Origin of the sequence: Nonomuraea sp. NPDC050227 (assembly GCF_044459705.1) — a bacterium.
Taxonomy (GTDB): domain Bacteria; phylum Actinomycetota; class Actinomycetes; order Streptosporangiales; family Streptosporangiaceae; genus Nonomuraea.
Genome location: NZ_JBITJF010000020.1, coordinates 1 through 24,556 on the forward strand (window position 1 = coordinate 1; position 24,556 = coordinate 24,556).

Genomic DNA, 24,556 nt, shown 5'->3' on the forward strand with positions numbered 1-24,556 from the left:
GGCCCTGTGGCGACGCGAGCGCACCGGGCGGCCCGTTGAAGCGGGGCTGATTCACCACAGCGATGCCGGTAGTCAATACACGTCTTTCCGGTTCACCACGCATCTGCTGGCGGCCGGCATCGACGCCTCCATCGGCACCGTCGGCGATGCGCTCGACAATGCATTGATGGAATCGCAGATCGGTCTCTACAAGACCGAGTTGATCAAGCCCCGAGGCCCTTGGCGCAGCTTGGCCGATGTCGAGTTGGCCACCGCCGAATGGGTCGACTGGTTCAACGCCACCCGCCTGCATTCAGCGATCGGGCACCGGCCACCCGAGGAGTTCGAAGCTCTCCACTACGCTCAACATCAACCCAGCCAACCCGTCGGAATCAACCGTTGAGGTCTCCATCAAAGTCGGGGCGGTTCAGCCTTCTGCCCGGACAACATCTGGCAGAACAGTCACCCCTCCATGCTTGCCGCCTACGCGGAGCGTCTTGTCGGACTCAACTCGTGGGAATTCTGGTGGGACTGACGAACGGTCTGAGGTGTCGGAGAAATCGAACGATTCTCAACACCCTGAGAGACTGATCTTTGTGTCAGACAGGCCTGCCAGTAGGAGTGGAACGGCCAACCGGGTTCAGTGTCACATCTGTTGACAGTGCTCCATGATGGAGCCGACACCCTTCGCTGGGCTCATGGCGTGGCAGTCGTCGGCGTCCTGGAGGCTGGCGAAGTCGGCGTGCGCCTGGGCGACGGCTCGGGGTATGCCTCCTGCTTCTCGTGCTCGGCGAGCGCTCGGTAGATGCTCGCGACGCTGGGGGCCAGGCCCTTGCCTTTGCCGGTCGGGATGATCAGGTCGGGCTGGATCTGCTCGACCGATTCCCCGTTCGCCCGGCGGCGGAGCACGGCGTGCAGCATGTCGTCGGTGATGACGGGCGGCCGGCCGCCGTGCTTGCCCTTGCGGGCCGCCGCGTCGAGTCCTTCGAGGGTCGACTCGCGGACGTTCTCCCGTTCGGTCTCGGCCATCGCCGCGAAGAACGCGAACAGCAGGCGGCGGGCCCGCTGGGGTCGTACATCCCGGGCAGGGGCCCGGCGAGCATCTCCAGGACCGGGCCGTGCGCGGTGAGGTGATCGGCCATGGCGGTGAGTTCGGCGGCACGGGCCTGCGTGGACATCCGCGCCTGGATGGACCAGTGAACGAGGCCCCAAGCCGTTCGCGTGGACCAAGACAGCCGAGGAGATCCTCGAATCCCCCGCTCAAGATTGCCGACGAATCTCAGGTGGATGACACCAGCCCCAGCTCAGGGCGGTAGCCGACGGTAATCCTGCCAGTGCGGGACCCTGGAGGACCTCGCGGGCGCTGCCATCTTCCTGGCCTCAGCGGAGTCGGTCTGGGTGACGGGCGGTGATCTGGTCGTGGACGGTGGCGACGCGGTGGTGTGAGAGCAACCGCACCGGCAGGCCGCGCTATCCGGTGGGCGGGTTCCCGGTTACCTGGCGGGCGGTGACCAGGCCTGATTCGTAGGCCGCGATGACCGCCTGGGCGCGGTCGCGCACGGAGAGCTTGTCGAAGATGCTGGTGATGTAGTTCTTGACGGTAGAGAGGCTGAGGCCGAGGGCGCGGGAGATCTCGGTGTTGTCGAGGCCTGTGGCCATCAGCCGCCATACCTCGACCTCGCGGGGTGTGAGTTCGTCCAGGCCCGTGGGGGTCGGCCGGGTGCCGTGAGGCGCCCGTACGTAGGTGGAGATCAGCCGGGTGAGCAGGCGTGGAGCGACGGCGGCGTCGCCGGCGTGGACGGTGCGGATCGCCGCGCTCAGGTCCTCGGGTGAGCTGTCCTTGGGCAGGAACCCGTAGGCTCCGGCGCGCAGGGCGCCCACGAGGTACTCGTCCATGTCGAAGGTGCTGAGGGCCAGGACCCGGCTGCCGGGCACGGTGGAGGCGAGTTCCCTGGTCGCGCCGATTCCGTCGAGGACGGGCATCCTGATGTCCATCACCACGACGTCGGGGCGTAGTTGGCGGGCAAGGGTGACGGCCTGCGCGCCGTTCTCGGCCTCTCCCACGACCTCGAAGGACGGGTCGGGGGAAAGGATCAGCGACAGGCCGCGCCGTACCAGCAACTGGTCGTCCACGATCAGCACTCTGATCGGCGGCGCGGTCATGGGTGCGCCCCTTCGTGCTGGACGGCCTCGTCCGTGGTCAGCGGCAGGTCGGCCACCACGGCGAACCCCCCGTCGGCCTGCGGGCCCGCGGTGAGGGTGCCGCCGTGCAGGGCGACGCGTTCGCGCATGCCGATCAGGCCGTATCCGCTAGCGCGCGCCCCCTCCTGTGGCGGGCTGCCCCCGCCGTCGTCGTGTACTTCGATGGTGACTCGATCCTGATGGTAGGTCAGCTTCATGGACGCGCGGGCTGTCCCCGCGTGCTTGCGGGTGTTGGTGAGGGCCTCCTGGGCGATCCTGAACACTGTGAGGCCGATGGTCGGCGGCAACGGGCGCCACTGTCCGTGGACGCTGAACTCGGTCGGCACTCCGGCGAGGCGGGATTCGGTCGCCAGGCGATCGAGGTCGTCGGCGTCCGGCTGGGGCTGGGACGGCGCGGCCGGGGGTTCGTCGCCGTCCCGCAGGACGTCCAGGAGCTGGCGCATCTCGCGCAGCGCGAGCCGCCCGGAGGACTCGAGAGTGACCAGGGCGTCCTTGACCACCTCCGGTTCTGCGAGGTTGGCCCGCGCTCCGCCGGCCATCAGCTGCATGGTGGTGATGTGGTGGGCCACGATGTCGTGCAACTCCCGTGCGATGCGGCGGCGTTCGTCGGCCACCGCACGGTCGGCGAGGAGTCTGCGGTTGGCGTCCACTTCCCGCTGCCAGCGGTTCATCGCCATGGCGGCGCCGACGACGATCAGGGTGGTGAGGGGCGGGGTGATCGCGTCCTGCCAGGGCGGAATGCGGCCGTTGCTCTGGCTCAGCAGCGTCACCGCTACCGTGACGACGGCCGCGAGCACCGTCACGCGGCCGGGGCAGGCCCTGGCGACCGAGTACAGGGCGACCAGCAGCACGGCGCCGAAGTGCCAGGGCAGCGGCACGGTCAGGGTGGCAGTCGCGTCGAGTGCCAGGACGGCGGCGAGCGTCGCCACCGGGTGGCGACGCCGGGCCAGCAGCGGCAGGGCTGTCAGCGCGACGAAGAGGAACCCGGTCACGCTCACGGTGTGCCGGCCGTCGGAGGCGTTGAAGAACACGTAGCTGAGCAGGTTCATCACGCAGGCGCCGCCGACCACGAGCGCGTCGTTACGGCTCCACGGCAGCTCCCGGGCATCGCCGGACCCGACGTATCGGCTCCTGGACATGTATGACTTCCCCCTGTACCAGGCCTCTTGGCCCCCGAACCAGGGTTGCACAGCAGTCGGAATGCTCTCACCGCGCGGACCCGGACTGAGGACCAGGGTCCTGGTCGCGGCCGCGGGGGAGGACTCAGGGCCCCGGTCAGGATCATCCGCTGCCAGGAGGTTCGCTGCTCTTCTGACTGATGGTCTGGATACCGGCCGGGAACCCCGGCACCAGGTGAATCTGCCAGGAGGCAAAAATGAGTGTTGGCCAGCGCCGATTCCATGCGGTCGTGGCGACAGCGGCCGTGGCCGTGTCGGCCGGTGTGCTGGCGGTGAGCCCGGCGCACGCTTCTTCCCCCGGTTACGACCGGGCGGCCCTGCAAGCGGACCTGGACGCGATCCGCGACGCTGGCACGCTGGGAGTGCAGGCTCGGGTGCTCTCGCCCCGCGCCGATCTGGCCGCATCCAGTGGTACGGCGGTGCTGGGCCGTAAGGTGCCGGTCCCGAGCGGCGGGCATTTCCGGATGGGCAGCAACACCAAGACCTTTGTCGCCGCCGTGATCCTGCAGCTCGAGGCGGAAGGGCGGCTCTCCGTCAACGACAGCGTCGAGCGGTGGCTTCCCGGGCTGGTGCGCGGCAACGGCAACGACGGGCGCGCGATCACCATCAAGCACCTGCTCCAGCACACCAGCGGCCTGCACGACTCCGTAGGCGACATTGAGAAGAAGATGCACACGGAGCGGGGTTACCGCACTTACCGGTTCCTGCGCATGAGCCCGCGGCGGCTGGTGGCGCTCAGCGTCGGCCATCGACCGCTGTTCGCCCCCGGCTCCCGCTGGAGCTATTCCAACATCAACTACACCTTGGCCGGGATGATCATCGAGAAGGCCGTCGGCAACTCCTGGCGCGAGGAGGTGACGCGCCGGATCATCAAGCCGCTCAAGCTGCGGAACACGACCCTGCCCGGCGACTCCCCGCTCCTGCCCAAGCCGCACGTGCAGTCCTACACCGAGGACGCCAAAACCGCGCGCCCGTTCCGCTCCACCCTGCTCAGCCTCGGCTGGGCCGGCGCGGCGGGCGAGGCCGTCACCACCACAGAAGACCTGGCCAGGTTCTGGCGTGCACTACTGGGCGGGCAGGTGCTGTCGCAGCAACAGCTGAAGAAGATGATGACCACGGTCCCCGTCGGCGTGCCCGGCAGGGAGTTCGGGCTGGGTATGGCCAAGCAGCGACTGAGCTGCGGAGTCACGGCCTGGACGCACCCCGGCGGCACCCCCGGGTTCATCACCGACAACGCCGTCACCCAGGACGGCCGTACCAGCGTGATCGTCTCCCGGACCACCTACCCCGGCACGCGAGAGCAGGGCCAGGCTACGGCCCGCCTGATCGACAATGCACTCTGCGCCGCCTCCGTCCGCAGGAGCACGTCATGATCCGCGCCTTGACCGGATATTCCACCAGACACCCATGGAAGGTCATCGCCCTCTGGGCGGTGCTGGGCGTCGCGTTGAGCGCCCTGACCCCGACCCTGTTCGACCGGGTCACCCAGAACCAGACCGGGGACTTCCTGCCTCGCAGCTACGACTCGGCCGCCGCCCTGAACATCGCCAAGGAGCGGTTCGGGGTGAATCCCGACGCGACCACGGTGACGGTGCTGGTCGCCCGCTCCGACGGCAAGGCCCTCAACGCCGCTGACCAGGAGCGGGTCGAGGCCGAGGCGGCGAAGCTGGCCAAGCGCCGGGTGATCATGCCAAGGGAGGACGACGGTCCGCAGCAGTACCTGGTCCCCGACCGCTCCCAGACCCCCACGATCGCCCCGGCGATGACGGCGCCCGACCGGAGTTTCGAGCTGCTCTCCGTCGAGCTGATCGGCAATCGTGCGGATAGGGGCGTCCAGGGCGTCTACCGGACCTTCAGGGACGCCGCCCGGACGCAGTTCTCAGAGGCGGGGATGCGTACCGGTTTCACCGGGCCTCTCGCCGATGCCGTCGACACCGTCGATTCCCGCAAGATCGCCACGACGGTCGGGGGCGGGCTCATCATGGGGCTCATCATCCTGCTCAACGTGCTGGTGTTTCGCAGCGTGCTGGCGGCCCTGCTGCCGTTGCTCGCGGTCGCCCTGATCGGCTTCGTGGCCGCGGGCGCCGTCGCGGGCGCCGCGATGATCAGCGGGCTCAAGCTCGACGCGAGCACCCCCGGGCTGATCAACGTGGTCTTGTTCGGCATTGGCATCGACTACCTGTTGTTCCTGCTGTTCCGCTTCCGCGAGGCACTGCGGGCCAGGCCCGAGCAGTCAGCCCGCGAGGTGGCCGGGCAGGTCTCCGGCCGGGTGGGCACCGCGATCACCTCGGCGGCGCTGACCATCGTGGCCGCCTTCGCCACGCTGGGACTGGCGACCTTCGGGCAGTTCCGCTCGATGGGCCCCGCGATCGCCGTCGCGATCCTGGTGATGCTGCTCGGCAGCCTCACCCTGCTGCCGGCGCTGCTCGCGGCCACCGGCCGCAAGATGTTCTGGCCCTCCCGCACGGCCTTGCACCGCGAGACGCGCGAGGGCCGTGCCGCCCGCTTGGGCGAGCTGGTCACGCGACGCCCGCTGATGATGCTGACCGCCTCTGTCGCCCTGCTCGCCGCACTGGCCGCCGGGCTCATCGGCATCCGCATGGACTACGGCCAGGGCAGCCCCGGCACCCAGACCCCCGCCGCAGCCACCGCGGCCGAGATCTCCCATGCGCTGCCGGCCGGCGTGTCGGACCCGACGAGCGTCTTTGTTACCTCCAAGGACGACAGCGCCCTCACCGCCGACCGGCTGGACGGTCTATCCCGTGCGCTCACCCAGGTCAAGGGTGTGGGCCAAGTCGCGAAGACCGTCCTGAACAAGGACCACCGCGCCGCCAGGATCGACCTCTATCCGACCGCGGACCCGCAGAGCCAGCAGGCCCGCGACCTGGCCTCCGGACCGATCAGGGCCACGGTTGCCCAGCACACGCCCGCCGGGACGAAGGCACACGTGGGCGGGACCCCGGCGATCATCGCCGACATCTCGACGGCCGTCGAGCATGACCTCACGATCGTGTTCCCGGTCGCGGCCGCGCTGATCGCGCTGATCCTCCTGCTGCTCCTGCGCAGCCTGCTCGCGCCGGTGATCCTGATGCTCTCCGTCGGGCTCGGCTTCGCCGCCACCCTCGGCGCCGCCACCCTGCTGTTCCAGCACATACTCGGCAAGCCGGGCGTCAGCTTCACCCTCCCGCTCGTGTTGTTCCTGTTCGTCGTCGCCCTGGGCACCGACTACAACATCCTGATCGCCGACCGGATCCGGGAGGAGATGCGGCGACCAGGTCCGGCCCGCGCCGCAGTGGCCCGCGCCGTACGGCACACGACACCGGCCATCACGACGGCCGGCGTGGTGCTAGCCGCTTCCTTCGCCAGCCTCGCCACGTCCCCGGGCAACGAACAGATCGCCTTCGCGATGACGCTGGGCATCATGGTTTCCGCGCTTGTGGTGTCGCTGGTGCTGGTCCCCGCACTCGCCGCACTGCTCGGTAGGGCCGTCTGGTGGCCGGTCCGCCCTCGACCTACCAGGGGGCCTGGGACCATTCGGCCGGGATTGAACGCTGAAGGGGTGCAGCCCACATACGCCCAGAACCCACATTAACGATCTTGATGGGGAGCCGACAGGCTGGGCGCGGGTTGACATAAAGATAGATATCGAGCGTCGCGGCCTGCGGAAACGCGCTGCTGATCGTTATCGTGCCGGACTCATCCCGCCATGTTCGAGCCGAAACCAGCCGCGCGTTCACCGGCCCTCGTCCATCCCCCTCGGGTTCACTCTCTCTGACGAACCCTCACCGCGAGCGCCCCTGAGTTCAGCAGCAGACGCGCGAATCTCGCATTGGATGCGAACCTACGATGGCCACTGAGCCCGCCTGACCTGCGGCGGGTGCCTTGGCGTTCAATTCCGGCCGGATAGTCCCAAGACCCCGACAAACAGCAGGCCGAAGCTGGCGAGCATGCCAGGCCGCTCACAGAACCTGGCTGTGACGCGCGAGGCCATCTGGGGCCGCGCACGTGATGGGTCCCACGGCACAGTCGCACACCGCGGCGAGGTAGCCGCGCTGATCCGGTGCCCGCCCTGCAGTTCACAACCCCAAACAGCCCGAGGAGCGGTGCACATCCAGCCGTACCGTCCGGTGTGCATTCCGGTGTACGCCGGCACTGCGGAGATGTTCCGATCGAGGCCGATGGTCGTGCAGTCGAGGCCGGCCGGAGCGTGCGCCCGCGCCAGAGCCCGCATGCTGGAACTGGCCGGGCCGTCGCACCACCGAAAGTCCCAGCCAGGCCCCGCGAAGCTTGCCTCGACGTCGCCGACGATGACGATGCTGAGTGTGCGGGCCAGGTCGTGCATCTACCGGGATCGCCGAATCCGGCGTCGGTTGAGGCGCAGACCCTGATGTCGGGCCCGAGCGCGGACCGGCAGTCATGGGCGGCGGGCGGCACTGACGATCAGCTTGGGGTAGTGCGAGGATACCGCCGGACGGGGATCTCAGTCGATCGGCTCGCGATGCACCCACTCGACGAGATCGTCGGACGCGAGCGCCCGCACGCGCGCGGCGTACCGGGCGAGGTCGGCGTCGTCGAGGAGGTCACGCCACTGGCCGCTCGTGCCGCGGCTGAAGAACGCGGCCGGATCGACCCAGTGCTCCGGACCGCCGGCGGGGACGGTCGTGTCGGCCCTGCTGCGCATCGACTCGAACGTCGCCGCCTGGACCAAGCGGGGCCATCGGTGCTCATCGACGTCGATGCCGAGGCGCGCGGCCATCTGGCGCATCTGCCCCTCCAGGTCGGCCTTTAGGTCGTCGTAGTGCACGTACACGATGTCGAGATCGTCGCCGGCGTCCCGGAACGTCTGCAGGTGCTCTACAGTGCGCCGCAGCGACGACCCGACCTGCGTCGATGGTGTCTCGTCGTCGACCCACTGCCAGAAGCGGTCCCGCTCGCCGTCGGGGCGCGGCCGCGGTGGCCGCAATGGTCCGAGCTCGATACCGTCGATCGCGGCCGCCCGTTCGCGTTGGCTGAGGAACGCGCCGATGTCGGTGTTGTCGATATGGCGGTCGATCGACAGCCCTACGTCGCGCGGGTCGCGACCGACGCAGATGTACGTGACCGTCGGATCGTTGGGTATCCCGTCGAGCGGCGTGTGGCTCTTGATGAACCGGCGGTGCGTCTGGGCTTCCAGGTCCGCGAACACGTCTGTGCGGGCGCGAGTCACCATGTCGATCCACGGCGAGAGCGTGTCCAACGGGAGCGGGAGCTCCGGCTCCTGCAGTATGAGCAGGGCGCAGATCATCTGCATCCACGTCGTCCCGCACTTCGGCGGGGTGCTGATGATGATGTCGCCGGGGCGAAGCCCGAAGCCGTCCCAGCGGTTGCTGTCGTACATACTCGTCTCGTAGTGGCGCACGGGCGTCATCCTTGCAGCGGATCCGATCCCGTGAGGCCCAGATGATTCACCGCGCGACATCCCGCCGAGGGCTCAAGACTGAGGTCCCGAAGAGCGTCGCGCAACAGTACGTAGCGCAGCATCCGCCCCTGGTGTCCGATCTCGAACACTCCACGAGGGCATCATGAAGGCCAGAGGATGAGCACCGAAACGGGCTCCCGATCCACATCGGCGCCGCTCTACTCGGACATTTGAATCTTCAAGCAACTCGGGGATACGTCGCGGTCTTCAACGAAGACCTCGTCCGCCACTACCAGGCCTACCTCGACCGCCGCCGCCGAGCCCGGCCCACCGACGAATACCGCCCAGTGACCGACCCCGAATTGCTCGACTTTGAAGAACACTTCGATCAGCGCAAAGTCGAGCTGGGCGGATGCGCCCGACCCTACGGAACACCCTGCCAGCACGAGCACGCCTGCCCTAGATGCCCATGATCAACATTAATCCGAAGATGCTGCCCAGACTCGACGAGATCGGAGTCAAAGTCGACCTCCAGGCCCGCCGGGCCCGCGCCGAAGCCGAGGGCTGGCTCGGCGAGATCGAAGGCATCGACCTCACCCGCACCTTCTTGCGCCAGAAACGAGACCAGACCCGCCGCCTCGCCAGAGTCGCCCCGACCCACCTCGGTATGCCGGGCATGCCCACGCCAGGTGAAGCATGATTCGTGATCAATATGGCACGACGACGTCGAGCTCACGGAGCTTGGCGACCGCCAACGACAAGCACAGAGCAGGACTGGCACCATCAGCACGCATGCCGACCTCCAAGGGGCCGCCGCTCGCCGCGAAGGTCCAGGAGGACCGTCCCTCCGCCAGCCTCTCGGCATCGACCCTGAGCATCGCGTTGACCCCCTGCTCACCGAGCCACTCCAAAATGAGCAGCGCCGCGTCCTCGATGCCGCCCTCTGGATCAGTCTTCGGCCATCGGCCTTTCCGCCTGGTCACGAGAGGGACCCTATCGACGACATCCGAGACCGGAGGACTTCGGAAGATCGCGGAGCGCGTCAACCCTCACCCGGACGCGACTTGCATAGTGCAGAGAACGAAGTGGCCGAGAAACTTGTCCCATTCGGCGTCGGTGGGGACACGTTGTCACGCATCTGATCGAGACGAGGCGCCTGTCCGGGATCCAGGCGTAGGAAGGCGCACCGTTCAGGGCACACGTTTTTGGCGCTGCCGCCGGTCGGTCGCCCCGGACGTCTCAGTCCGGAGCCTCGCCCAGCGCGCTGGGCGTTCGGGCGCGAAGATGAGAGTGGCACTCGGCGGCATCGTTGTCTCTTGTTGCTGGTAGCGGCGCACTGGCCGGGGTGGCGCAGCCGCGGCGAGGGCTGTCGCTGGTCAGGCGCGGGCGGATTCTGGCGGTGGCCGCCGTGACCTGGCAGCTGGGAGCCGCCCTGCGGGAGGCCGGCGTGGCGCCCGAACCGCTCCCGCTCGGGCCAGCCAATACCCAGGCCGGTCGCGTGACCTCGGCCGCACCCTGCTCGGGGCGACGATCGACAAGTACGCTCCGAGCAGCGTGAAGATCGGCGGTGACGGCCGCGGGCGTCCAACCTGGCGCCGCAGCACCGCCACCTCGTGACGCAACACTATGATCTCCGCGTCCTTTGACGCTTGGCTGCGGCCCAGCAACATCAGCCAGCCGAACCCTCGAAGCGCGATCAGATTGAGCAGGCGGACAAGCACACGACGCGATCTTGCCTGCGTGGCCGGACTGCGTCAAACCACAGGTCACAGCCACCGTGGCTGTATTTTGACGCGGTACAGGCCGACGAGGTCGTCGAGGTTGGCGACCGCACCGGCCTGCGACCACCCGCCGCCAAAATCGAGGACTACGACCCCGACGATCCCCGACTCGGCCGGGCCAGCCGCACCCGCTGCACCTGGGGCGGCGGCGACCGCAACAACCCCTGCCGCAACCACCCCAAATACACCGTTACCGACAAGTCCGACACCCGCTGGGCCTGCTGCGACGATCACCTCCCCCGCTACCTCGCCTCCCGGCCCCCGCGCTGAACCAATACCAGGGAAGCCGAGCGGGCAGCTCGGGCGGTCTCCCCGGCCGCATACAGACCTGGGAAAAGTCCAGGATTTCGTGGGGTGGCCGCGATCGCAGAGGCTGACCAGACCAACCCCAGCCCCTGATAGCGGCCCGACCGGCATCGCGAGCTCGGCCGAACACCCTGGCACGCCTTCGATGCAACATGCCTTCGAGGCCGGTCCACATGCCTTACGCGCCTGACAAGATCATCGATCTCTGACCTGCGGGAAGACACCAAAACCCAAGATAACCATCGAACGGCTGTTCCGCGCCCACCGTCGATCCATCTGTTTTCAGCAGCCGATCGGCGCATCCACCGTGACGGAGGCAGGGCCGTAGAAGCTGGGCCCGCCGGGACCCACGGGTCCCTGGGACAGCTTGACCTCGGCGCGAATCGTCGATCCGCAAGGGGCGGTCGCGGTGGTGCCCTCAATGGTCACGGTGTTGTTCCAGATGCTCACCGACTGCTGCCGGGAGCCGAGGAACAAGCCACCGACGACTTGGCCAGACACCTCCACCTCTGCGCGGTGTGGGGTGATGACTCCGCCGGGGCCAGGCTCCGCGATGCCGGGCGCGCCGACTGTGCCGTAGAACCGCGCCTGAGTGCCCGTGAGATCCACGCAGGCTTTAGTGGAGAGACCCGAGATCAGGATGCTGTCACTGCAGGTGGTCGTAGTCGTGGCGGCGGATGCCGGGCTGCTCAGCGCGAGCGCGCCCGCGGCCACCGCCCCTGCGGCGAGTACCGCGGCTCCACGCTTGACGATCTGCTTCAACGATTTCCCCTTTGATGATCGGGCGTGCGGCCTCGCGCCGCACACGAGCAGTAGCATGTCACACATGACATGATGAAATAGTGAGCGCCAGGAGAACTGCCTGAGAACCCGTGGGAAAAAAATTTGACCGTTTAAATCGGGCGCTCCAAAACCGCAAAATCGGAAAATGGGATGGGGCTCGAACGCGAAGGCGCAAACCCCGGCCGTCAGGTCACGTGGGCATGCCCACAGCTCGGTGAGCGCGGCCCCGATCTCGGCGTCGGCGACCTCGGCGAGCGGCCGGTCGCGGCCGAGCCGCGCGGTGACGCGGTCGATGGCCAAGGCGTAGGCGCGGTGCATGTCGGGGTTGGCGGTGGGGGCCGTGGCGAGGAAAGCGTCGAGGGCCGGATGGCCGGTGCCCCAAGGCGACAAGCGGCCTGCTTGCCTTACGCGCCTGACAAGATCACATCGCGTTGAGCTGCGGGAAGGGCTGCGAACCCAAGATAAACGATGGACGACTCACCGGCCGCCAGCTCATCACGGACACGACACCCGCCGAAACGCGCGAAGCAAGTGAATACTCGAACGAGCCACCATTATGGTTCCGATGAAACCTGAGCTGGGCTGATTGCCTTACGTGCCTGACATGCCTTCGCGCTGCTGACCAGCTAGTTCGCTTGACAACCCCGGATAACCATCGGGCCCTCGTGCCGGCCAGGCGCGGCGCGCCCCCGTAAATGGCATGGTGGGTCGCGGTGGTGATGGCGGCGCATTGCCTGCTGCTGCTGAACAACATCGGTGTGGCCTTCGTCGTGCGTCGTCCAACTGCTTTTGCTCGGGTCGGTGGTGCCGCACCTGCGCGGCGTTCACATATCCAGCAGCCGATCAGCCTGACCCATCATGAGCGCGCCCCTGCTGCTGAGTGCCGCGATCACCGCGCTCAGCACGGCCCCAGGATGTGAACCTCCACGGCCGCTGTCGGCGTAGCGAGCACGGCGGCCGGGCGTTGCCCGGCGCGGTCAGGCTGGCGCGGTCAAGCCGGCATGGCCAGACCAGAGGCGTGAGCAAGGGCGGCGGCCTCGGTACGGGTGCCCACGCCGAGCTTGGCCAGGATGTTGGCCACGTGGAACTTCACGGTGTGTTCGCTGATCAGCAGGTCTTCGGCGATCTGCCGGTTGCGCAGGCCGCGCGCCAGCCGTTCGAGCACCTCGAGCTCGCGTGGCCTGAGCGCGGCCAGGGCGGCGTCCGAGGCCGGGGGTGCGGGCGGGGTGAGCGGCAGCGCGGCACTGATCGTCGTGCCCCAGCCGGGGACGGCGTCGAGGGAGAGACGGCCGTCCACGGCGGCTGCCAGCTCGGCCAGGCGGCGCAGGGCAAGCGCGCCGGCCGCGAGCGTGCCCGGCCCGTCGTCGCGAACGACGAGGTGGAGCTCGGACTCCTCCGGCTCCCAGGACACGCGAACTCTCGTCAGGCCGTCCTGCTCGAGCATGGTGACCACGGCGCTCCGTACCAGGGCCAGGGCGGTGTTGGCGATGTCGGACGGTAGGGCGCGGTCGCGGTCGCGCGGCCCGGCCAGCTCCAGCGACACCTGGCTGTGGCGGGCCAGGGGTGCCAGCTTGCCTGCCAGCCGGTCGAAGGCCGCCCCGGCCGGCTCCTCGCTCAGCGTGGAATTCAGGTCGGCCGCGGCGCGCAACTCGATCAACGCTGACACGGCCAGGTCGGTGGCGGTGCGCCGGGCGGCGGCGTCGTCGAGCGTACGGCTGCGCAAGGTGCCGAGCAGGGATTGCAGTGTGGCGGCGTGAGTGCTGGTGAGCTCGGCGATGACGCGGGCCCGCTCGCCGGCGGCCACCCGGTTGCCGGTCAGGTCGGCGGGGGGCAGGTTCTCGGCGCGGTGCATCAGCTGCAGGGCGACTAAGTCCCACAGCCGCTGCACCAGCTCGGCTGGCGGGCCGGTGGGCGCGTCCCCGCCGACGGTCACCACCACGAGCAGGCCGCCGGAGGCCCCGGCCGGGCGGGAGGCGACAGCCAGCACCGGCAGGTCCTCGCCGGCCAGGCGCGCCCGGCCGGACCAGGGCTGGCCCACGCCGACCGTGCCGCCCACGCGGGCCAGCTCGGCGCTGGTGATCTTCTCGGTGATCGCCGTCTCGCCGTGTGCCTTCATGGGATGCCGGGCGCAATCGCCGGTGAGCACGGCCACCGCCCGGTGCGGCAAGAACTCGGCCAGCGCCTGTGACAGCGGTTCGAGCATGGCACCGGTCGGCGCCCGCAGCACGGACGCGGCTGCCGCCAGCGCGGTGTGCGGGTCGGGCAGGTCCATGCGCTGATGCTAGGCGACGCCGGGCAATGGAGGTCGCTGCCCGTTCGGGTAGCAGGTGCCGCCCGGACGGACGGTGAGCGGGAGGGCGGGCGGCGAGCAGGCTTGCCCTGCCCGATTCGCCGCCACATCAGGAGCCGCTGATCATGAAAGCTCTCGTCGCAGCTGCCTTCGGCCCCCTGGAGCAGCTGCGCGTCCATGACGTGCCCGACCCGTCACCCGGCCCTGGCCAGGTGCAGGTCCGCGTGCAGGCTGCGGCGCTCAATCCCATCGACGTGAAGCTGGTCACGGGTGAGCTGCGTGCGATGTTCCCGGTGACGCACCCGTTCGTGCCCGGCGTGGATGCCACCGGGGTGGTGGCGGCCGTGGGAGAAGGCGTGACGCGGTTCGCGGCCGGTGACGAGGTGATCGCCTACGCGGGCGCGGCCTCGGGGATGATCGCCGAGTATGCGCTGGTCGGCGAGGGGCCCGAGCTCGTCCACCGGCCGCGCGCGCTGTCCCCGGTCCATGCCGCCGCGCTGCCCATGGCGGCGATGACCGCGCACTGTGTCCTAGCCGCCGCCCCGGAGCCAGGCGACAGTGCACTGGTCATCGGCGCGACCGGCGGCGTGGGCGCCCTTGTGGTCCAGCAGGCCGCCGAGCTGGGCGTACGCGTGCTGGCCACAGCAGCACCCGCCGACACGGCCTACATCCGCGCGCTCGGTGCGCACGAGACCATCGACCACACCGCCGTCGACACTCTGAGCGCGGCCCGGCGGCCGGCTCGTCTCCACCCTGTACGGCCCGGCGGAGGTGGACGGGGTCGCGCCCGTCTACGTCCGGATGGAGGCATCGACCGGCGATCTGCACCGGCAGGCCGAACGGGTCGCGGCGGGCCGGATGAGCATCGAGGTGGCCGCGACCTACCCGTTCGACGAAGCCCCGCAGGCCATGCGCGACCTGGCCGAAGGCCAGTACACGCGCGGCAAGATCGTCATCACTTTCTGAGGAGTCCGTCATGCTGTCCCTTCCCACCCGCGCCGGGGACCGTCCCCGTACCGGCCCGTCCGTTCCGCACGTCCAGCTCAGCCAGAACAGCCCCGGCGAGATCCGCGAACAGCTCGCGCAGTGGATGAGCACCCGGCTTCCCGGCACCGAGATCAGGCCGAGCGAGATCTCCGAGCCGGGCTCGCTCGCCTTCTTCCTGCACCAGGACGCGGTGCCGCCGCAGGGAGCGGTGCTCCTGCCGCCCCGCCTGGTCGCCGAGTTCGCCCACGTCCACGTCGACGGCAGCCTGCACATGGCCCTGTCACAGGAGGACCAGCGAGAGCTCATCGCCAAGGGCTGGGGCGAGCGCCATCCCCTGTACTCACCCACGATCAACGTGGTGATGCTCTACGGTCCCCGCAGCCCACAAGAGCTGGAGACTGCCAGAAGCGTCGTCGCGGCCTCCTACCGATACGCCACCGGCAGGACCCTGTAGCCGCCCGGCCCCGCAGTCAACCCCTGGCCGCGTCTCCCGCCCGCGGCGCGGAGGTTGACTGCGGCGGTCAGCCAGGCACCGGGTGTGCTTCTGCCGCGAACGGCGGACGGCTAGCGCAGCGAGATGGTCAGGGCCTCGCCCCACGCGCCGGTCTGGTTTCGTCCACGTCTAGCGGCAACGTTTGTCGATGAGTTTGAGCAACACCCCTGATCGTCGGGCTGCTGTGCTGATGAGTTTCAGCAACACCTTGGGGCTTGCGGTGGGGGTATCTGTTGTCTCACCCGACTTTTGAAGCGGTGCAGCCGGGAAGAAGCGTGTCGTGAGCCCCGAACGGCGTTGATCTTGCCGTGACTTGCCTGGTCAAGGCTGGGCGGTCGCTCTGTCATCGTCCGTCCCCGCAGCCGATGCCCACCATACCCACCTGCGGCACGCTCTTCGCGAGTACGAACGGTTCTACAACCGGCACCGAGCCCACCAAGCCCTGGGTCAAGCGGCTCCGCAACGCACCGTCCCTGACCCGATCATCGATCCCGAGCGGATGGTGGACCTGAGCGTACGCCGACGAGACCCGCTCGGCGGCATCCTCCACGAATACTCACATGCCGCTCGACCTGCACGGACGGAATATCCGGCAGGCTCACAGTCGCCACGACCGTGGAGAACCTGGAGCGGCCATGAGCCCCGGACGGAGGCTCATTCCGTCGTTCTCTTTCGGACCGGCTTCGTCGGCACCATGTCGCGCAGGTGTGCTCTGGTGATGTCCATCACGTCGGCCAGACGGGCAACCTGATCGGCGGTGAGCGCCTCAAGGAGGCCCTCGCGCACGGTGCGCACATGGCCGGGCGCACTCTCGGCCAGCACCTTCCCGCCCTCGTCGGTCAGGACGGCCAGCACGCCGCGCTCGTCGGCGGGGTCGGCGGTGCGTTGGACCAGTCCTCGCTTCTCCAGCTGGGAGACTTGATAGGTCAGCCCGCTGCGCGATGACACCATCTGTTCCGCCAAGGCGCTCATGCACAACCGTTTGCCCGAGCTCTCGTTGAGCCGGTGCAGGATCTCGTACTGCACCTGCGTCACCCCGCCAGAGGTCCGCAGCTGCACATCTATCAGGCGCTGAAGCAAGCTCGCGGTCTCCAGGAAGCCGGACCAGGCGCGCATCTCTGTGGTGTTCAGCCAGCGGGGTTCCGTCATGGACAGAAGCCTAGTTGATTCGAATTGGAACCAGGTGCTAGGTTCCCCAAGTGATTCGAATTGGAACCACATGCATGAGGGAGCAGAATGAAGATCAGCATCATCGGCGGCGGCAAGGTCGGCTCTGGACTGGCGGCTCGCCTCACCGCGATCGGGCATGAGGTGGCCGTGGCGAACACGTCCACGCCGGTGGCCGAGACGGCCACCCGGGTGAAGGGCGCCGATTTGATCGTCCTGGCGGTGCCGTTCAGCGCCGTGCCGGACCTCGCCCACGAGGTGAAGGCCGCGACCGTGGGGAAGATCTTGATCGACGCCACCAATCCGCTCTCCGCAGACTTCATGTCGCTCACGGTTGGGCACACCACTTCGGGCGGCGAACAAGTGGCTCAAGAATTCCCCGGAGCTGTCGTCGTGAAGGCGTTCAACACCGTCTTCGCGGCGAACCTGGCCAGCCCCGTCCTGGGCGGCGCGCGCCAGTTCCTGCCGGTGGCCGGGGATGACGATGCCGCGAAGAAGATCGTTATCGAGCTGGGCGAAACATTGGGCTTCGCCGCCCAGGACGCTGGGCCGCTGGCCAACGCCCGATACCTGGAGCCCGTCGTGGAACTGCTGGTGCAACTCGCCTACGGCAAGGGCTTGGGCGAGGGGATCGGCCTCGCCCTCGCCCGCGCCTGAAGCAGCGGGATCCCGTCTCGACCATCGAGGTCGGACGGGATCCCGCACCCGAGCCGGCCGGCGCCGGGGTGCAGGCCCCGAGCGCGGCCACGGCGGACGCATCGAAGGCGGCGGCGCGGGCCACCGGCGTACTCGGGAGGGTCACCCCAGATCGAGGCCGGCGGCGCACAACAGTGCTCCGGGCGATGTCGGAGGGCTCAGCCGGAACCCTCCCGCCGCTGGTGCACCCCGGCTCAAGGGATGACCGTCCCGCTTGAAATGCCGGCGTACACCCCTCCCTGAAGGTGCCTGGTCCCGCACATGGACCACCTTTTGCATCCAGGCCACACGCTTCACCCTGCTTTGCCAGAAGGACCCGTTATCCACCGCCTTGAGCAGGTAAGTCCTCTGGTGATGGCCGCACGCATCCGCACCAGGCGGGAAGGTCTCCATGATCGCCTTGTCCGCACGCGCCCTCGTCACGGGCGCGTTCACCATCCCACTGAGCACGCCCGTCGGCGACGCGCTCGCCGCTTCGGCCGGGCCGGCCGGCAGCACGCACGCCAACCTGACCAAGGCCATCGCCGGCGAACAGCACGAGTCCCGGACCATGTACCCGGCTCTCGCCAAGCGCGCCAAAGCCGCGGGCGCTCCCCGGGCGGCCGAACGTTTCTCCAACAACGCCGAGCACGAAGCCGGCCACGCCCGCGCGTTCCAGCAGTCCCTGGACCGGCTCTCCCAGCAGGGCTCCTGATGTTCTTCGGCCTGCCCCTGCACCCGCTGGTCGTGCACGCCGCCGTCGTGTGCCTGCCGCTCGCGGCGCTCGGCACCATCCTGATGGCGTTCTGGCCCGCCGCGGCCCGCCGCCTGTGGCCGGCGGTGCTGTTCGTCGCCACCGTCGCACTGCTCGCCGTGCCACTGTCGATCTCCAGCGGCGAGACGCTGGCCCACACCGTCGGGGAGAACGAACTCGTCGAAGCCCACGAGGAGCAGGGCGAGCAGGTGCTGCCGTTCGCCATCGTGCTCTGGCTCGCCGCGCTGGGCCTCTCCCTGGCCACCCGATTCATCCACCGCAGGCGCTCGATCTTCCAGAACACCGGCCCGCGACCGCGGTGGCACGCCGCCGCGGTGATCGTCCTGCTGATCCTGGCCCTGATCGGCGGGGTGGGAGGGACTGTCGCCGTCGTACGGGCGGGCCACAGCGGAGCCCAGGCCGTCTGGACCGAATAGGTTCCGCCCCCCTGACCTCGCAGATCCGGACCATCCGGCATAGCTCTGGTGGATCACCCACCGGCATGCCGCACATCCCGGCGTTGTCAAAGCCCCAACAGGCATCGTTCTCCTCCGGCGATTGCGGCGTGCCGTCCGGCGAAGCTCGGCATCATGGGCGCCCACGCCGCGCATCCTGTCGCCGCAAATGTCGGTGTCAGAGCGTACGTTCACAGAGTCCGCGTTCGAGATGGTGATGAGCATGACCACGATCGACGAGCAGGCCGCAGTCCTGGCCCTCACAGAAGCCACCCATGACCAGCCCTGGCACTACACCGCCCGTGCCATCGCCGCCATCGGCAGCGCCCGGAAACTTCTCGCCGGCGAACTCGACGGCCTTCAGGACAACGACAGAGCACACGCCATCGCCATCAGAGGCAGGGTCCGGCACGACGACCTGGACCGGGCGCGCGAGCTTCTCGCCTCCATGAGCTCCCGCAGCGTCCGCCTCGTCACCGTGCTGGACGACGCCTACCCCGGCAACATGTTCTGGACGAACAACTATCAGCCGTTCCTGTGGGTCCGGGGCCGCATCGCCCGGGGAGATCATCGCTCGGTCGCCGTCGTCGGAGAACATGACCGCGAGCACGCCGCCACCACCGCCCGCATGCTCTCGGCAGCAGGGTTGACCGTAGTCGCAGCGCTCCACACCGAACTCGGCATGACCGTCCAGGAGAACGCCGCCATGGCCGGTGGACGGACGCTAGGAGTTCTGGACAGAGGCATGGATCAGCAACCAGGCCAGTACGCGACTGTCGCCCGACAGACAGACGAGCACGCCGCCCTGATCTCGCAGTTCTGGCCCGGAACCGCCCCCACCGACCGGACGGCAGCCCTCACTCCCATCGTGACCTGCGGATTAGCAGCGATCGTCTACGTCGTCGACGGACGCGACGACGGCTTCAGCCGGCGACATGTCACGAACGCCTTGAAGACCGGCAAGCCTGTCTTCGTGTCCCAGCAGCTTCACGAAGAACAACCATGGGTCGCCCAGGCAGCCTCCAGGGGAGGCATCACTGCCGTCCAGGACATTGACGACTTCTGCCAGCAGGCGGTCAATCTCGTAGATATGGACTCCCAACCGACCATGTTCTGACCATGGACCGCGCCAGGGCGGTAACGGACCCCGTCATCCCGCTGTTCAGGAACGTTCCGGCGGTGCGCTCAGGGGTTTGCCGGATCTGTCACACCGGGCCCAACGACAAGCCCGATGGCGAGCCGTACGAGATCTGCTCAAGTTGCGCTCGCACCGTGAACGGGTTTCGCCGGCACGCGGAGCCCGTGGTGTCGATCTCGCTGGCTGTCGAAGAAGGCGAGGACAACGGGCTGTTCAGGCTCATGGCTCGCAGAGAAGCCGTCCCCGCCGGTAAGAGCCGGCTGAGGCCGGAGACTTTGATGGCGGCTACCCTGTCCCGCTTCTACGCCGCTCACGAGGCCTGCCTCACCCAGGTGGCCGGCGGACCGTTCACCATGGTCACCACCATTCCGAGCACCCGGCTCGATCGCCCCGTTGAAGCGTTCCACATCATGCCTCGAGTCATCGGCATGATCGGCGCACTACGCGCCTTCTACAAGCCGGTTCTCCTGCCGAACGACAAGTACGCACCGGTGCTTGCGGGACGCGACTCCCACCCAGAAGCCTTCCAGCTGATGGGAACGCCGAACGACGCTCAGGCGCTGCGCGGCGAACGGGTACTGCTGGTGGACGATCTGTTCGTGTCCGGCGCCCACATGCAGAGCGCTGCGTACACCCTGTTCAAGGCAGGAGCAGAGGAGGTGGTCGCGCTCGCCCTTCTCCGGTTGATCGTTCCCAGCGCCTGGCACAGGAACAGGATGAGCATCTGGCAAGAGGCCGGCGACCAACCGTTCTCCTTCGACCGCTGCTGCCTGTGCGCTTCCACAAGAAGGTGACCAGCGACCCAAGACGATGGCCGCCCGGACACTCACCCGGTCCGGCCGCAGGCCGCGGCGGACCTGGCGGAGCGCTACGCGGCGAACTGGACCAGTTCGACGACATGGCGGTCGGGGTCGAGTACGTACACCAGCCTTGCGCCTGTTGCTGGCGTTCGCGTCGTTGTAGGCGCCGGTGAAGCAGAAGGCCAGCAGGTCGCCGGGGCGCATGGCGGGCAGCGTGGCGGTGCGGGCGAGCACGTCCGACATGCGGGAGCGGCCGACGACGCGGACCTAGAGGAGCACCTCCACCGGCTGGTGACCGGCCGGATGCGCACGATCCCGGGCGTGCGCGGCGTCGAGATCCTGATCTTCCTGTCCATCTTCAAGGTCAGATACCCGTGGCCGCCCGGACTGGCTCACCGGGAGCCGGCCCACCCGTAGCCGGCCGGACCGTACGGGCAGCGGAGCGGCCGATGCGGAGCCCGGCGAGGGCGATGAGCAGCATCGCGACCGAGCACCAGGCCGCCCAGTCGCCCAGGCCGGCATAGACGGTCGAGGCGCCCTGCTGCGGCACCGCCGCGAACACCGTGGTCACGCCGGGCCTGCCGCTGCGGCCTTCGGCCAGCACCCGTCCCCGGGTGTCGCTCACCGTGAGCAGGCCCTGGCGGGCCGCGCGCGCCACCGACAACCCGCTCTCCACCCCGCGGACCACCGCCATGCGGCTGTGCAGCCAGGCGTCGTCGTCGAAGTCCCAGGCGGGGGCGAGCAGCGTCGTCGCGCCGGCCTGGCGGTACTGCCGTACCAGCCAGGGGAAGTCCAGGTCCTTGCAGACGATCAGGCCCGTCGTGGTCGGGCCGAGCAGGGTCAGCGCGCGTCCGGGCGTGAACTCCGACTCCAGCCCGGGAATCATGTGGTGTTTGTCGTAGCGGGCCCCGGACGGGTAGGCCAGCGCGCTGTTGGTCCGCGTGGCGCCGGCGCCGAGCGCGACGCCGGCGACGACCGTCACTCCCGGCCTGGCCAGCGGCAGGCGGGCGGTGGCCGCGTCGAACGTCTTCTCCGGTAGCACCGCGATCTCGGCGCCGCGGGCGGCGGCCGCGTCGACGGCCCGGCGGTAGCGCCGGAGCAGGTCGCGCCCCTGCGGGGAGTCCAGTGCCACGGTGTCGCTCGGGTCGTCGGTGGAGATCAGCGCGACCTCGCGGTGCTGCCCGCCGTCCTGGCCGGTGCCGAGCCGCGCGAAGCCGTACGCCAGGGCCAGCGCCACCATCGCGCCCGCGGTCACCGCGACGGAGAGCCGGCGGGTCGCGCCCGGCGCGAGAAGCGCGGCCACGGCGGCGGGCACGAGCAGGAGCAGGAAGGTGATCCCCCAGACGCCGGCGACGGAGGCCGTCTGCAGGACGGGTAACACGTCGGCCTGCGTATAGGCCAGGCTCCACCAGGCGCCGTGCGGTCCGGCCAGCGCCATCAGGTATTCGACGCCGACCCACGACGCCGGTACGGCGAGCACGGCCGACAGCGTCCGCCGCCTGGCCAGCAGCGAACGGTGCAGCAGCACGCCGAGGCCGTACAGCAGCGCCGGCCCGGCGAGCAGGCCGGCCGCCACCGGGACGGGCGTCTCAAGCGTCCCGGTGAAGTACGGCCACCACTGCAGCTGCCCGGCGAGCCAGGCGAGGGCGCCCGCCGCGAAGGCCGAGCCTGCCCCCACGCGGGGGGCGGCGAGCAGCACGGGCAAGGGGGCGAGCCACGTCAGCCAGGCCACGGGGTGCGGGCCGGTGCCGAAGTGCAGCAGGACGGCCGAGGCGAGGGCCGCGGCGAGCGCGATCAGGACACGTTTCATGGCGACGATGCTGCTCGCGGCCGCCCTGGTGGCGCGTCAGTCGTGAGTGTGATCTCCGATGTCACTCTCACCGGCGACCACGAGGCCGCATTCGTAGGCGAACACCGCCGCCTGCACCCGGTCCCGCAAATCCAGCTTGGTCAGGATGCGGCTGACGTGCGTCTTGACCGTGTGCTCGGTGACCACGAGCGCGGCGGCGATCTCGGCGTTGGACAGTCCGCGGGCGACCAGTCGCAGCGTTTCGCGCTCCCGCTCGGTGAGCGCCGCCAGCCGTCCCGCCAGCCGCGGCATCGGGCCGTGAGCCGGCCTTCTGACCAGGTCCTCCAGCAGCCTGCGGGTGGCGGCGGGGGCCAGCAACGCCTCACCGGCGGCCACGGTGCGCACCGCGTGCGCCAGCTCGTCGCGGCGGATGTCCTTGAGCAGGAAGCCGCTGGCGCCCGCGCGGACGGCGTCGTAGACGTACTCGTCCAGGTCGAACATGGTCAGGACGAGCACCTTGGCGGTGGTGGTCGCGCAGATCTCCCTGGTGGCCTCGATGCCGTTCCTGCCCGGCATCCGCACGTCCATCAGGACCACGTCCGGACGCAGCCGCCCCGCCAGCGCGATCGCCTCGTCGCCGTCCGCTGCCTCGCCCACCACCAGCATGTCCGGCTGAGCACCGAGGATCAGGCCGAACCCGGCGCGGAAGAGATCCTGGTCGTCGGCGATGAGCACGCGCAGCATGCGCGCTATTCAAGCGGAAGGACGGCTCTGACGAGGAATCCCCCGTCCTGTCCCGGTCCCGCGGTGAGCGTCCCGCCGTACGCGGTCGCCCGTTCCTGCATGCCGATCAGGCCGTAGCCGCCGCCGTCGCGACGTGGCCCACCGCCGTCGTCGGCGATCTCGACCACCAGTTCCCGCGCGGTCCAGCGCAGGTGCAGCCGTACGTTGCGCACCCCGGCGTGTTTGCGCACGTTGGTCAGGGCTTCCTGGACGATCCGGTAGACGGCGGCTTCCAGGCTGCCCGATGTCCGCCGCCGCTCGCCCTCCACGGTCATGACCACGTCCAGGCCGCTGCGTCCGGCCAGTGAGGCGAGTCCGTCCAGGCTCGGCTGGGCGGGCCCGGGGTCCTCCCCCGCCGGGCCGTCCGACGCGCGCAGCGCGGTGAGCAGGCCGCGCAGCTCGGTGAGCGCTCCCCTGCCGGTGTCGGCGATCGCGTCGAAGACGGCCTCGGCCCTGGGCGCGTCGCTCCGTACGACCACGGGACCGGCCTCGGCCTGGACGACCATCAGCCCGACGGCGTGCGTGATGATGTCGTGCATGTCACGAGCGATCCGCGCCCGTTCCTCCGCCACCGCGGCGATGTGCTGCTGTTCGCGGCGACGGGCCCGTTCGGCCAGTTCCGCGGTACGTGACCGGTTCGCGCGGGCGCTGGTGCCCAGCGCGTAGGCGGCCACGAAGGCGGTGCCGATCAGGCGGAAGATCTCGCTGTCCTCCCCGGGCAGCGCCAGGGAGAAGCCGACGATGACGGCGATCGCCGGGATCGCGGCCAGGCGCTTCCACGTGGGACTGAGGTCGGCGATGGTGTACACGGCGACCAGGGGCCCGAACGGAAGGAACGGCTTCTCCCATAAGACCATGACGGTCATCGCGGCGCCGACGAGCAGCGCCACGGCCATGGGCGCGCGCCTGCGCCAGTAGACGGGCGCGGAGGCGAGCGCGCCCAGGGTGATGATCCACCACGCCTTCGGACTCGGCACCAGCAGCGGACCGAGGGTGGCCGCGGTGGTGACCGCCGCGATCGCGACGTCGCCCCTACGACCGGAGAGCCTGGCGGTCCAGAGCGTCAGAACCCCGCCGGCGCGCTCCACGCTGGTCATCCGCTCCTCCGAGGGTGTCGCTGCCGGCATGCGGAAACCGGGTCGGGCGGGTCAGCCGCGCTTGGTGCGCCAGCGGGAGGTGCGGAAGCCGTCGGAGCGCTCCAGGAGGTAGGTCAGCCTGGCGGCCGTCTGGCGTACGCCGTCGTCGTGGCGGTGTCGTTTGTCTGGGGCGAGGCGGGAGCGCAGGTCGAGGATGTGGGCCAGCTCGCCGGCGACCTCCGAGACCAGCCGGTAGCGGATGCCGAAGGAGTGCAGGTCGCCGTGCACGTCGTCGACCAGGTCCTCGTCCACCTGTCGCTGCAGCGGTTTGAGCTTGGTGAGCAGCTGGGCGTCCATGCCGGCCACGGGCGCCCGGCGGCGGGTGTCGTCGGCCGGCACCGCCACCAGGGCGCGGATCCGGACGAATGCCAGCGCCCGCTCGGTGTCCGGGGTGGAGGGGTGTTCGGCGAGGTCCAGCAGGCGCCGCAGGGTCTCCTGCGTTTTGTCGTCGAACATGAGGAC

The 24,556-nt window shown here is 69.2% G+C and carries 27 protein-coding genes and 2 pseudogenes; 16 read left to right on the forward strand and 13 right to left on the reverse strand.

Annotation, left to right across the window (positions count from 1 at the left end; translation table 11 throughout):
• Positions 1 to 382 (forward strand): integrase core domain-containing protein (locus tag ACIBK9_RS50220; RefSeq protein ID WP_397166399.1); only part of this gene is annotated, 382 nt, incomplete at its 5' end.
• 39 nt (positions 383 to 421) lie between these two features.
• Positions 422 to 514 (forward strand): annotated as a pseudogene (locus ACIBK9_RS50225) (hypothetical protein); the annotation flags it as partial.
• Positions 515 to 675: 161 nt separating this feature from the next.
• On the opposite strand, the gene ACIBK9_RS50230 reads toward ACIBK9_RS50225, so the two are convergent.
• A complete protein-coding gene (locus ACIBK9_RS50230) occupies positions 676 to 1,008 on the reverse strand; it encodes a hypothetical protein (RefSeq protein ID WP_397166400.1) in 333 nt (110 codons plus the stop codon).
• Positions 1,009 to 1,323: 315 nt separating this feature from the next.
• Here ACIBK9_RS50230 and ACIBK9_RS50235 point away from each other — a divergent pair, with 315 nt between their 5' ends.
• Complete coding sequence (locus ACIBK9_RS50235) at positions 1,324 to 1,425, forward strand: hypothetical protein (RefSeq protein WP_397166530.1); 102 nt, start codon at positions 1,324 to 1,326, stop codon at positions 1,423 to 1,425.
• 24 nt (positions 1,426 to 1,449) lie between these two features.
• Here ACIBK9_RS50235 and ACIBK9_RS50240 read toward each other — a convergent pair whose 3' ends face one another.
• Positions 1,450 to 2,142, reverse strand: a complete 693-nt coding sequence (locus tag ACIBK9_RS50240) for a response regulator (RefSeq protein ID WP_397166401.1) — start codon at positions 2,140 to 2,142, stop codon at positions 1,450 to 1,452.
• The gene (locus ACIBK9_RS50245; protein ID WP_397166402.1) at positions 2,139 to 3,320 is read right to left on the reverse strand and encodes a sensor histidine kinase; all 1,182 of its coding nucleotides are present in this window, start codon (positions 3,318 to 3,320) and stop codon (positions 2,139 to 2,141) included. Before ACIBK9_RS50245 ends, ACIBK9_RS50240 begins: the two co-directional genes overlap by 4 nt.
• Positions 3,321 to 3,589: 269 nt before the next feature.
• Between ACIBK9_RS50245 and ACIBK9_RS50250 the strand changes: the two genes are divergently transcribed.
• Both ACIBK9_RS50250 and ACIBK9_RS50255 read left to right on the forward strand, forming a co-directional pair.
• Positions 3,590 to 4,732, forward strand: coding sequence for a serine hydrolase domain-containing protein (locus ACIBK9_RS50250; protein WP_397166403.1), 1,143 nt, complete (start codon positions 3,590 to 3,592; stop codon positions 4,730 to 4,732).
• Positions 4,729 to 6,951 carry an MMPL family transporter gene (locus tag ACIBK9_RS50255; protein WP_397166405.1) on the forward strand — a complete coding sequence of 741 codons (2,223 nt, stop codon included), beginning with the start codon at positions 4,729 to 4,731 and terminating at the stop codon, positions 6,949 to 6,951. Before ACIBK9_RS50250 ends, ACIBK9_RS50255 begins: the two co-directional genes overlap by 4 nt.
• Positions 6,952 to 7,839: 888 nt before the next feature.
• Here the strand turns inward: ACIBK9_RS50255 and ACIBK9_RS50260 are convergent.
• Together ACIBK9_RS50260 and ACIBK9_RS50265 are read right to left on the reverse strand one after the other, a co-directional pair.
• The gene (locus ACIBK9_RS50260; protein WP_397166406.1) at positions 7,840 to 8,757 is read right to left on the reverse strand and encodes a sulfotransferase domain-containing protein; all 918 of its coding nucleotides are present in this window, start codon (positions 8,755 to 8,757) and stop codon (positions 7,840 to 7,842) included.
• A gap of 218 nt (positions 8,758 to 8,975) precedes the next feature.
• Positions 8,976 to 9,209: a hypothetical protein gene (locus ACIBK9_RS50265; protein WP_397166408.1), complete on the reverse strand. Its 234-nt coding sequence runs from the start codon at positions 9,207 to 9,209 to the stop codon at positions 8,976 to 8,978.
• A gap of 17 nt (positions 9,210 to 9,226) precedes the next feature.
• On the opposite strand from ACIBK9_RS50265, the gene ACIBK9_RS50270 reads away from it, so the two are divergent.
• Positions 9,227 to 9,457 (forward strand): recombinase, encoded by a 231-nt coding sequence (locus ACIBK9_RS50270; RefSeq protein WP_397166409.1) that lies wholly within the window; start codon positions 9,227 to 9,229, stop codon positions 9,455 to 9,457.
• A gap of 7 nt (positions 9,458 to 9,464) precedes the next feature.
• Here ACIBK9_RS50270 and ACIBK9_RS50275 read toward each other — a convergent pair whose 3' ends face one another.
• The gene (locus tag ACIBK9_RS50275) at positions 9,465 to 9,740 is read right to left on the reverse strand and encodes a hypothetical protein (RefSeq protein ID WP_397166411.1); all 276 of its coding nucleotides are present in this window, start codon (positions 9,738 to 9,740) and stop codon (positions 9,465 to 9,467) included.
• Between the two features lie 666 nt (positions 9,741 to 10,406).
• On the opposite strand from ACIBK9_RS50275, the gene ACIBK9_RS50280 reads away from it, so the two are divergent.
• Positions 10,407 to 10,808, forward strand: a complete 402-nt coding sequence (locus ACIBK9_RS50280; protein ID WP_397166413.1) for a hypothetical protein — start codon at positions 10,407 to 10,409, stop codon at positions 10,806 to 10,808.
• A 318-nt stretch (positions 10,809 to 11,126) separates the two neighbouring features.
• Here ACIBK9_RS50280 and ACIBK9_RS50285 read toward each other — a convergent pair whose 3' ends face one another.
• Positions 11,127 to 12,017 (reverse strand): hypothetical protein, encoded by an 891-nt coding sequence (locus ACIBK9_RS50285; protein ID WP_397166414.1) that lies wholly within the window; start codon positions 12,015 to 12,017, stop codon positions 11,127 to 11,129.
• Positions 12,018 to 12,340: 323 nt separating this feature from the next.
• On the opposite strand from ACIBK9_RS50285, the gene ACIBK9_RS50290 reads away from it, so the two are divergent.
• On the forward strand, positions 12,341 to 12,547 hold the full coding sequence (locus tag ACIBK9_RS50290; protein ID WP_397166415.1) for a hypothetical protein: 207 nt from the start codon (positions 12,341 to 12,343) through the stop codon (positions 12,545 to 12,547).
• 71 nt (positions 12,548 to 12,618) lie between these two features.
• Here the strand turns inward: ACIBK9_RS50290 and ACIBK9_RS50295 are convergent, their stop codons facing one another.
• Positions 12,619 to 13,899, reverse strand: a complete 1,281-nt coding sequence (locus ACIBK9_RS50295) for a LuxR C-terminal-related transcriptional regulator (RefSeq protein WP_397166417.1) — start codon at positions 13,897 to 13,899, stop codon at positions 12,619 to 12,621.
• Between the two features lie 143 nt (positions 13,900 to 14,042).
• Between ACIBK9_RS50295 and ACIBK9_RS50300 the strand changes: the two are divergent.
• The 3 genes and pseudogenes from ACIBK9_RS50300 to ACIBK9_RS50310 form a co-directional block, all read left to right on the forward strand.
• Positions 14,043 to 14,297: pseudogene (locus ACIBK9_RS50300) on the forward strand (alcohol dehydrogenase catalytic domain-containing protein); the annotation flags it as partial.
• A gap of 391 nt (positions 14,298 to 14,688) precedes the next feature.
• Entirely contained in the window at positions 14,689 to 14,883 is a 195-nt protein-coding gene (locus tag ACIBK9_RS50305) for a zinc-binding dehydrogenase (protein WP_397166419.1), read from the forward strand.
• 10 nt (positions 14,884 to 14,893) lie between these two features.
• Positions 14,894 to 15,358, forward strand: coding sequence for a luciferase family protein (locus ACIBK9_RS50310; protein WP_397166420.1), 465 nt, complete (start codon positions 14,894 to 14,896; stop codon positions 15,356 to 15,358).
• Positions 15,359 to 16,051: 693 nt separating this feature from the next.
• On the opposite strand, the gene ACIBK9_RS50315 is transcribed toward ACIBK9_RS50310, so the two are convergent.
• Positions 16,052 to 16,546, reverse strand: a complete 495-nt coding sequence (locus ACIBK9_RS50315; RefSeq protein ID WP_397166422.1) for a MarR family winged helix-turn-helix transcriptional regulator — start codon at positions 16,544 to 16,546, stop codon at positions 16,052 to 16,054.
• Between the two features lie 87 nt (positions 16,547 to 16,633).
• On the opposite strand from ACIBK9_RS50315, the gene ACIBK9_RS50320 reads away from it, so the two are divergent.
• From ACIBK9_RS50320 to ACIBK9_RS50340, 5 genes are all read left to right on the forward strand, one after another.
• A complete protein-coding gene (locus ACIBK9_RS50320; protein WP_397166424.1) occupies positions 16,634 to 17,221 on the forward strand; it encodes an NADPH-dependent F420 reductase in 588 nt (195 codons plus the stop codon).
• A gap of 430 nt (positions 17,222 to 17,651) precedes the next feature.
• A complete protein-coding gene (locus ACIBK9_RS50325) occupies positions 17,652 to 17,954 on the forward strand; it encodes a ferritin family protein (protein WP_397166425.1) in 303 nt (100 codons plus the stop codon).
• A complete protein-coding gene (locus tag ACIBK9_RS50330; RefSeq protein WP_397166427.1) occupies positions 17,954 to 18,430 on the forward strand; it encodes a hypothetical protein in 477 nt (158 codons plus the stop codon). The genes ACIBK9_RS50325 and ACIBK9_RS50330 overlap by 1 nt, the downstream gene beginning before the upstream one ends.
• 241 nt (positions 18,431 to 18,671) lie before the next feature.
• Positions 18,672 to 19,565 carry a DNA-processing protein DprA gene (locus ACIBK9_RS50335; protein ID WP_397166429.1) on the forward strand — a complete coding sequence of 298 codons (894 nt, stop codon included), beginning with the start codon at positions 18,672 to 18,674 and terminating at the stop codon, positions 19,563 to 19,565.
• Between the two features lie 2 nt (positions 19,566 to 19,567).
• Positions 19,568 to 20,380, forward strand: coding sequence for a hypothetical protein (locus tag ACIBK9_RS50340; RefSeq protein ID WP_397166430.1), 813 nt, complete (start codon positions 19,568 to 19,570; stop codon positions 20,378 to 20,380).
• 370 nt (positions 20,381 to 20,750) lie between these two features.
• Here ACIBK9_RS50340 and ACIBK9_RS50345 read toward each other — a convergent pair whose 3' ends face one another.
• The 4 genes from ACIBK9_RS50345 to ACIBK9_RS50360 are packed head-to-tail and all read right to left on the reverse strand — an operon-like array spanning position 20,751 to position 24,550.
• Positions 20,751 to 22,196 (reverse strand): hypothetical protein, encoded by a 1,446-nt coding sequence (locus ACIBK9_RS50345; RefSeq protein WP_397166431.1) that lies wholly within the window; start codon positions 22,194 to 22,196, stop codon positions 20,751 to 20,753.
• Positions 22,197 to 22,232: 36 nt separating this feature from the next.
• Entirely contained in the window at positions 22,233 to 22,919 is a 687-nt protein-coding gene (locus ACIBK9_RS50350; protein ID WP_397166433.1) for a response regulator, read from the reverse strand.
• 5 nt (positions 22,920 to 22,924) lie between these two features.
• Positions 22,925 to 24,055 (reverse strand): histidine kinase, encoded by a 1,131-nt coding sequence (locus tag ACIBK9_RS50355; RefSeq protein ID WP_397166435.1) that lies wholly within the window; start codon positions 24,053 to 24,055, stop codon positions 22,925 to 22,927.
• A 51-nt stretch (positions 24,056 to 24,106) separates the two neighbouring features.
• Positions 24,107 to 24,550 carry a hypothetical protein gene (locus ACIBK9_RS50360; RefSeq protein WP_387665574.1) on the reverse strand — a complete coding sequence of 148 codons (444 nt, stop codon included), beginning with the start codon at positions 24,548 to 24,550 and terminating at the stop codon, positions 24,107 to 24,109.
• Positions 24,551 to 24,556: the final 6 nt, after the last annotated feature.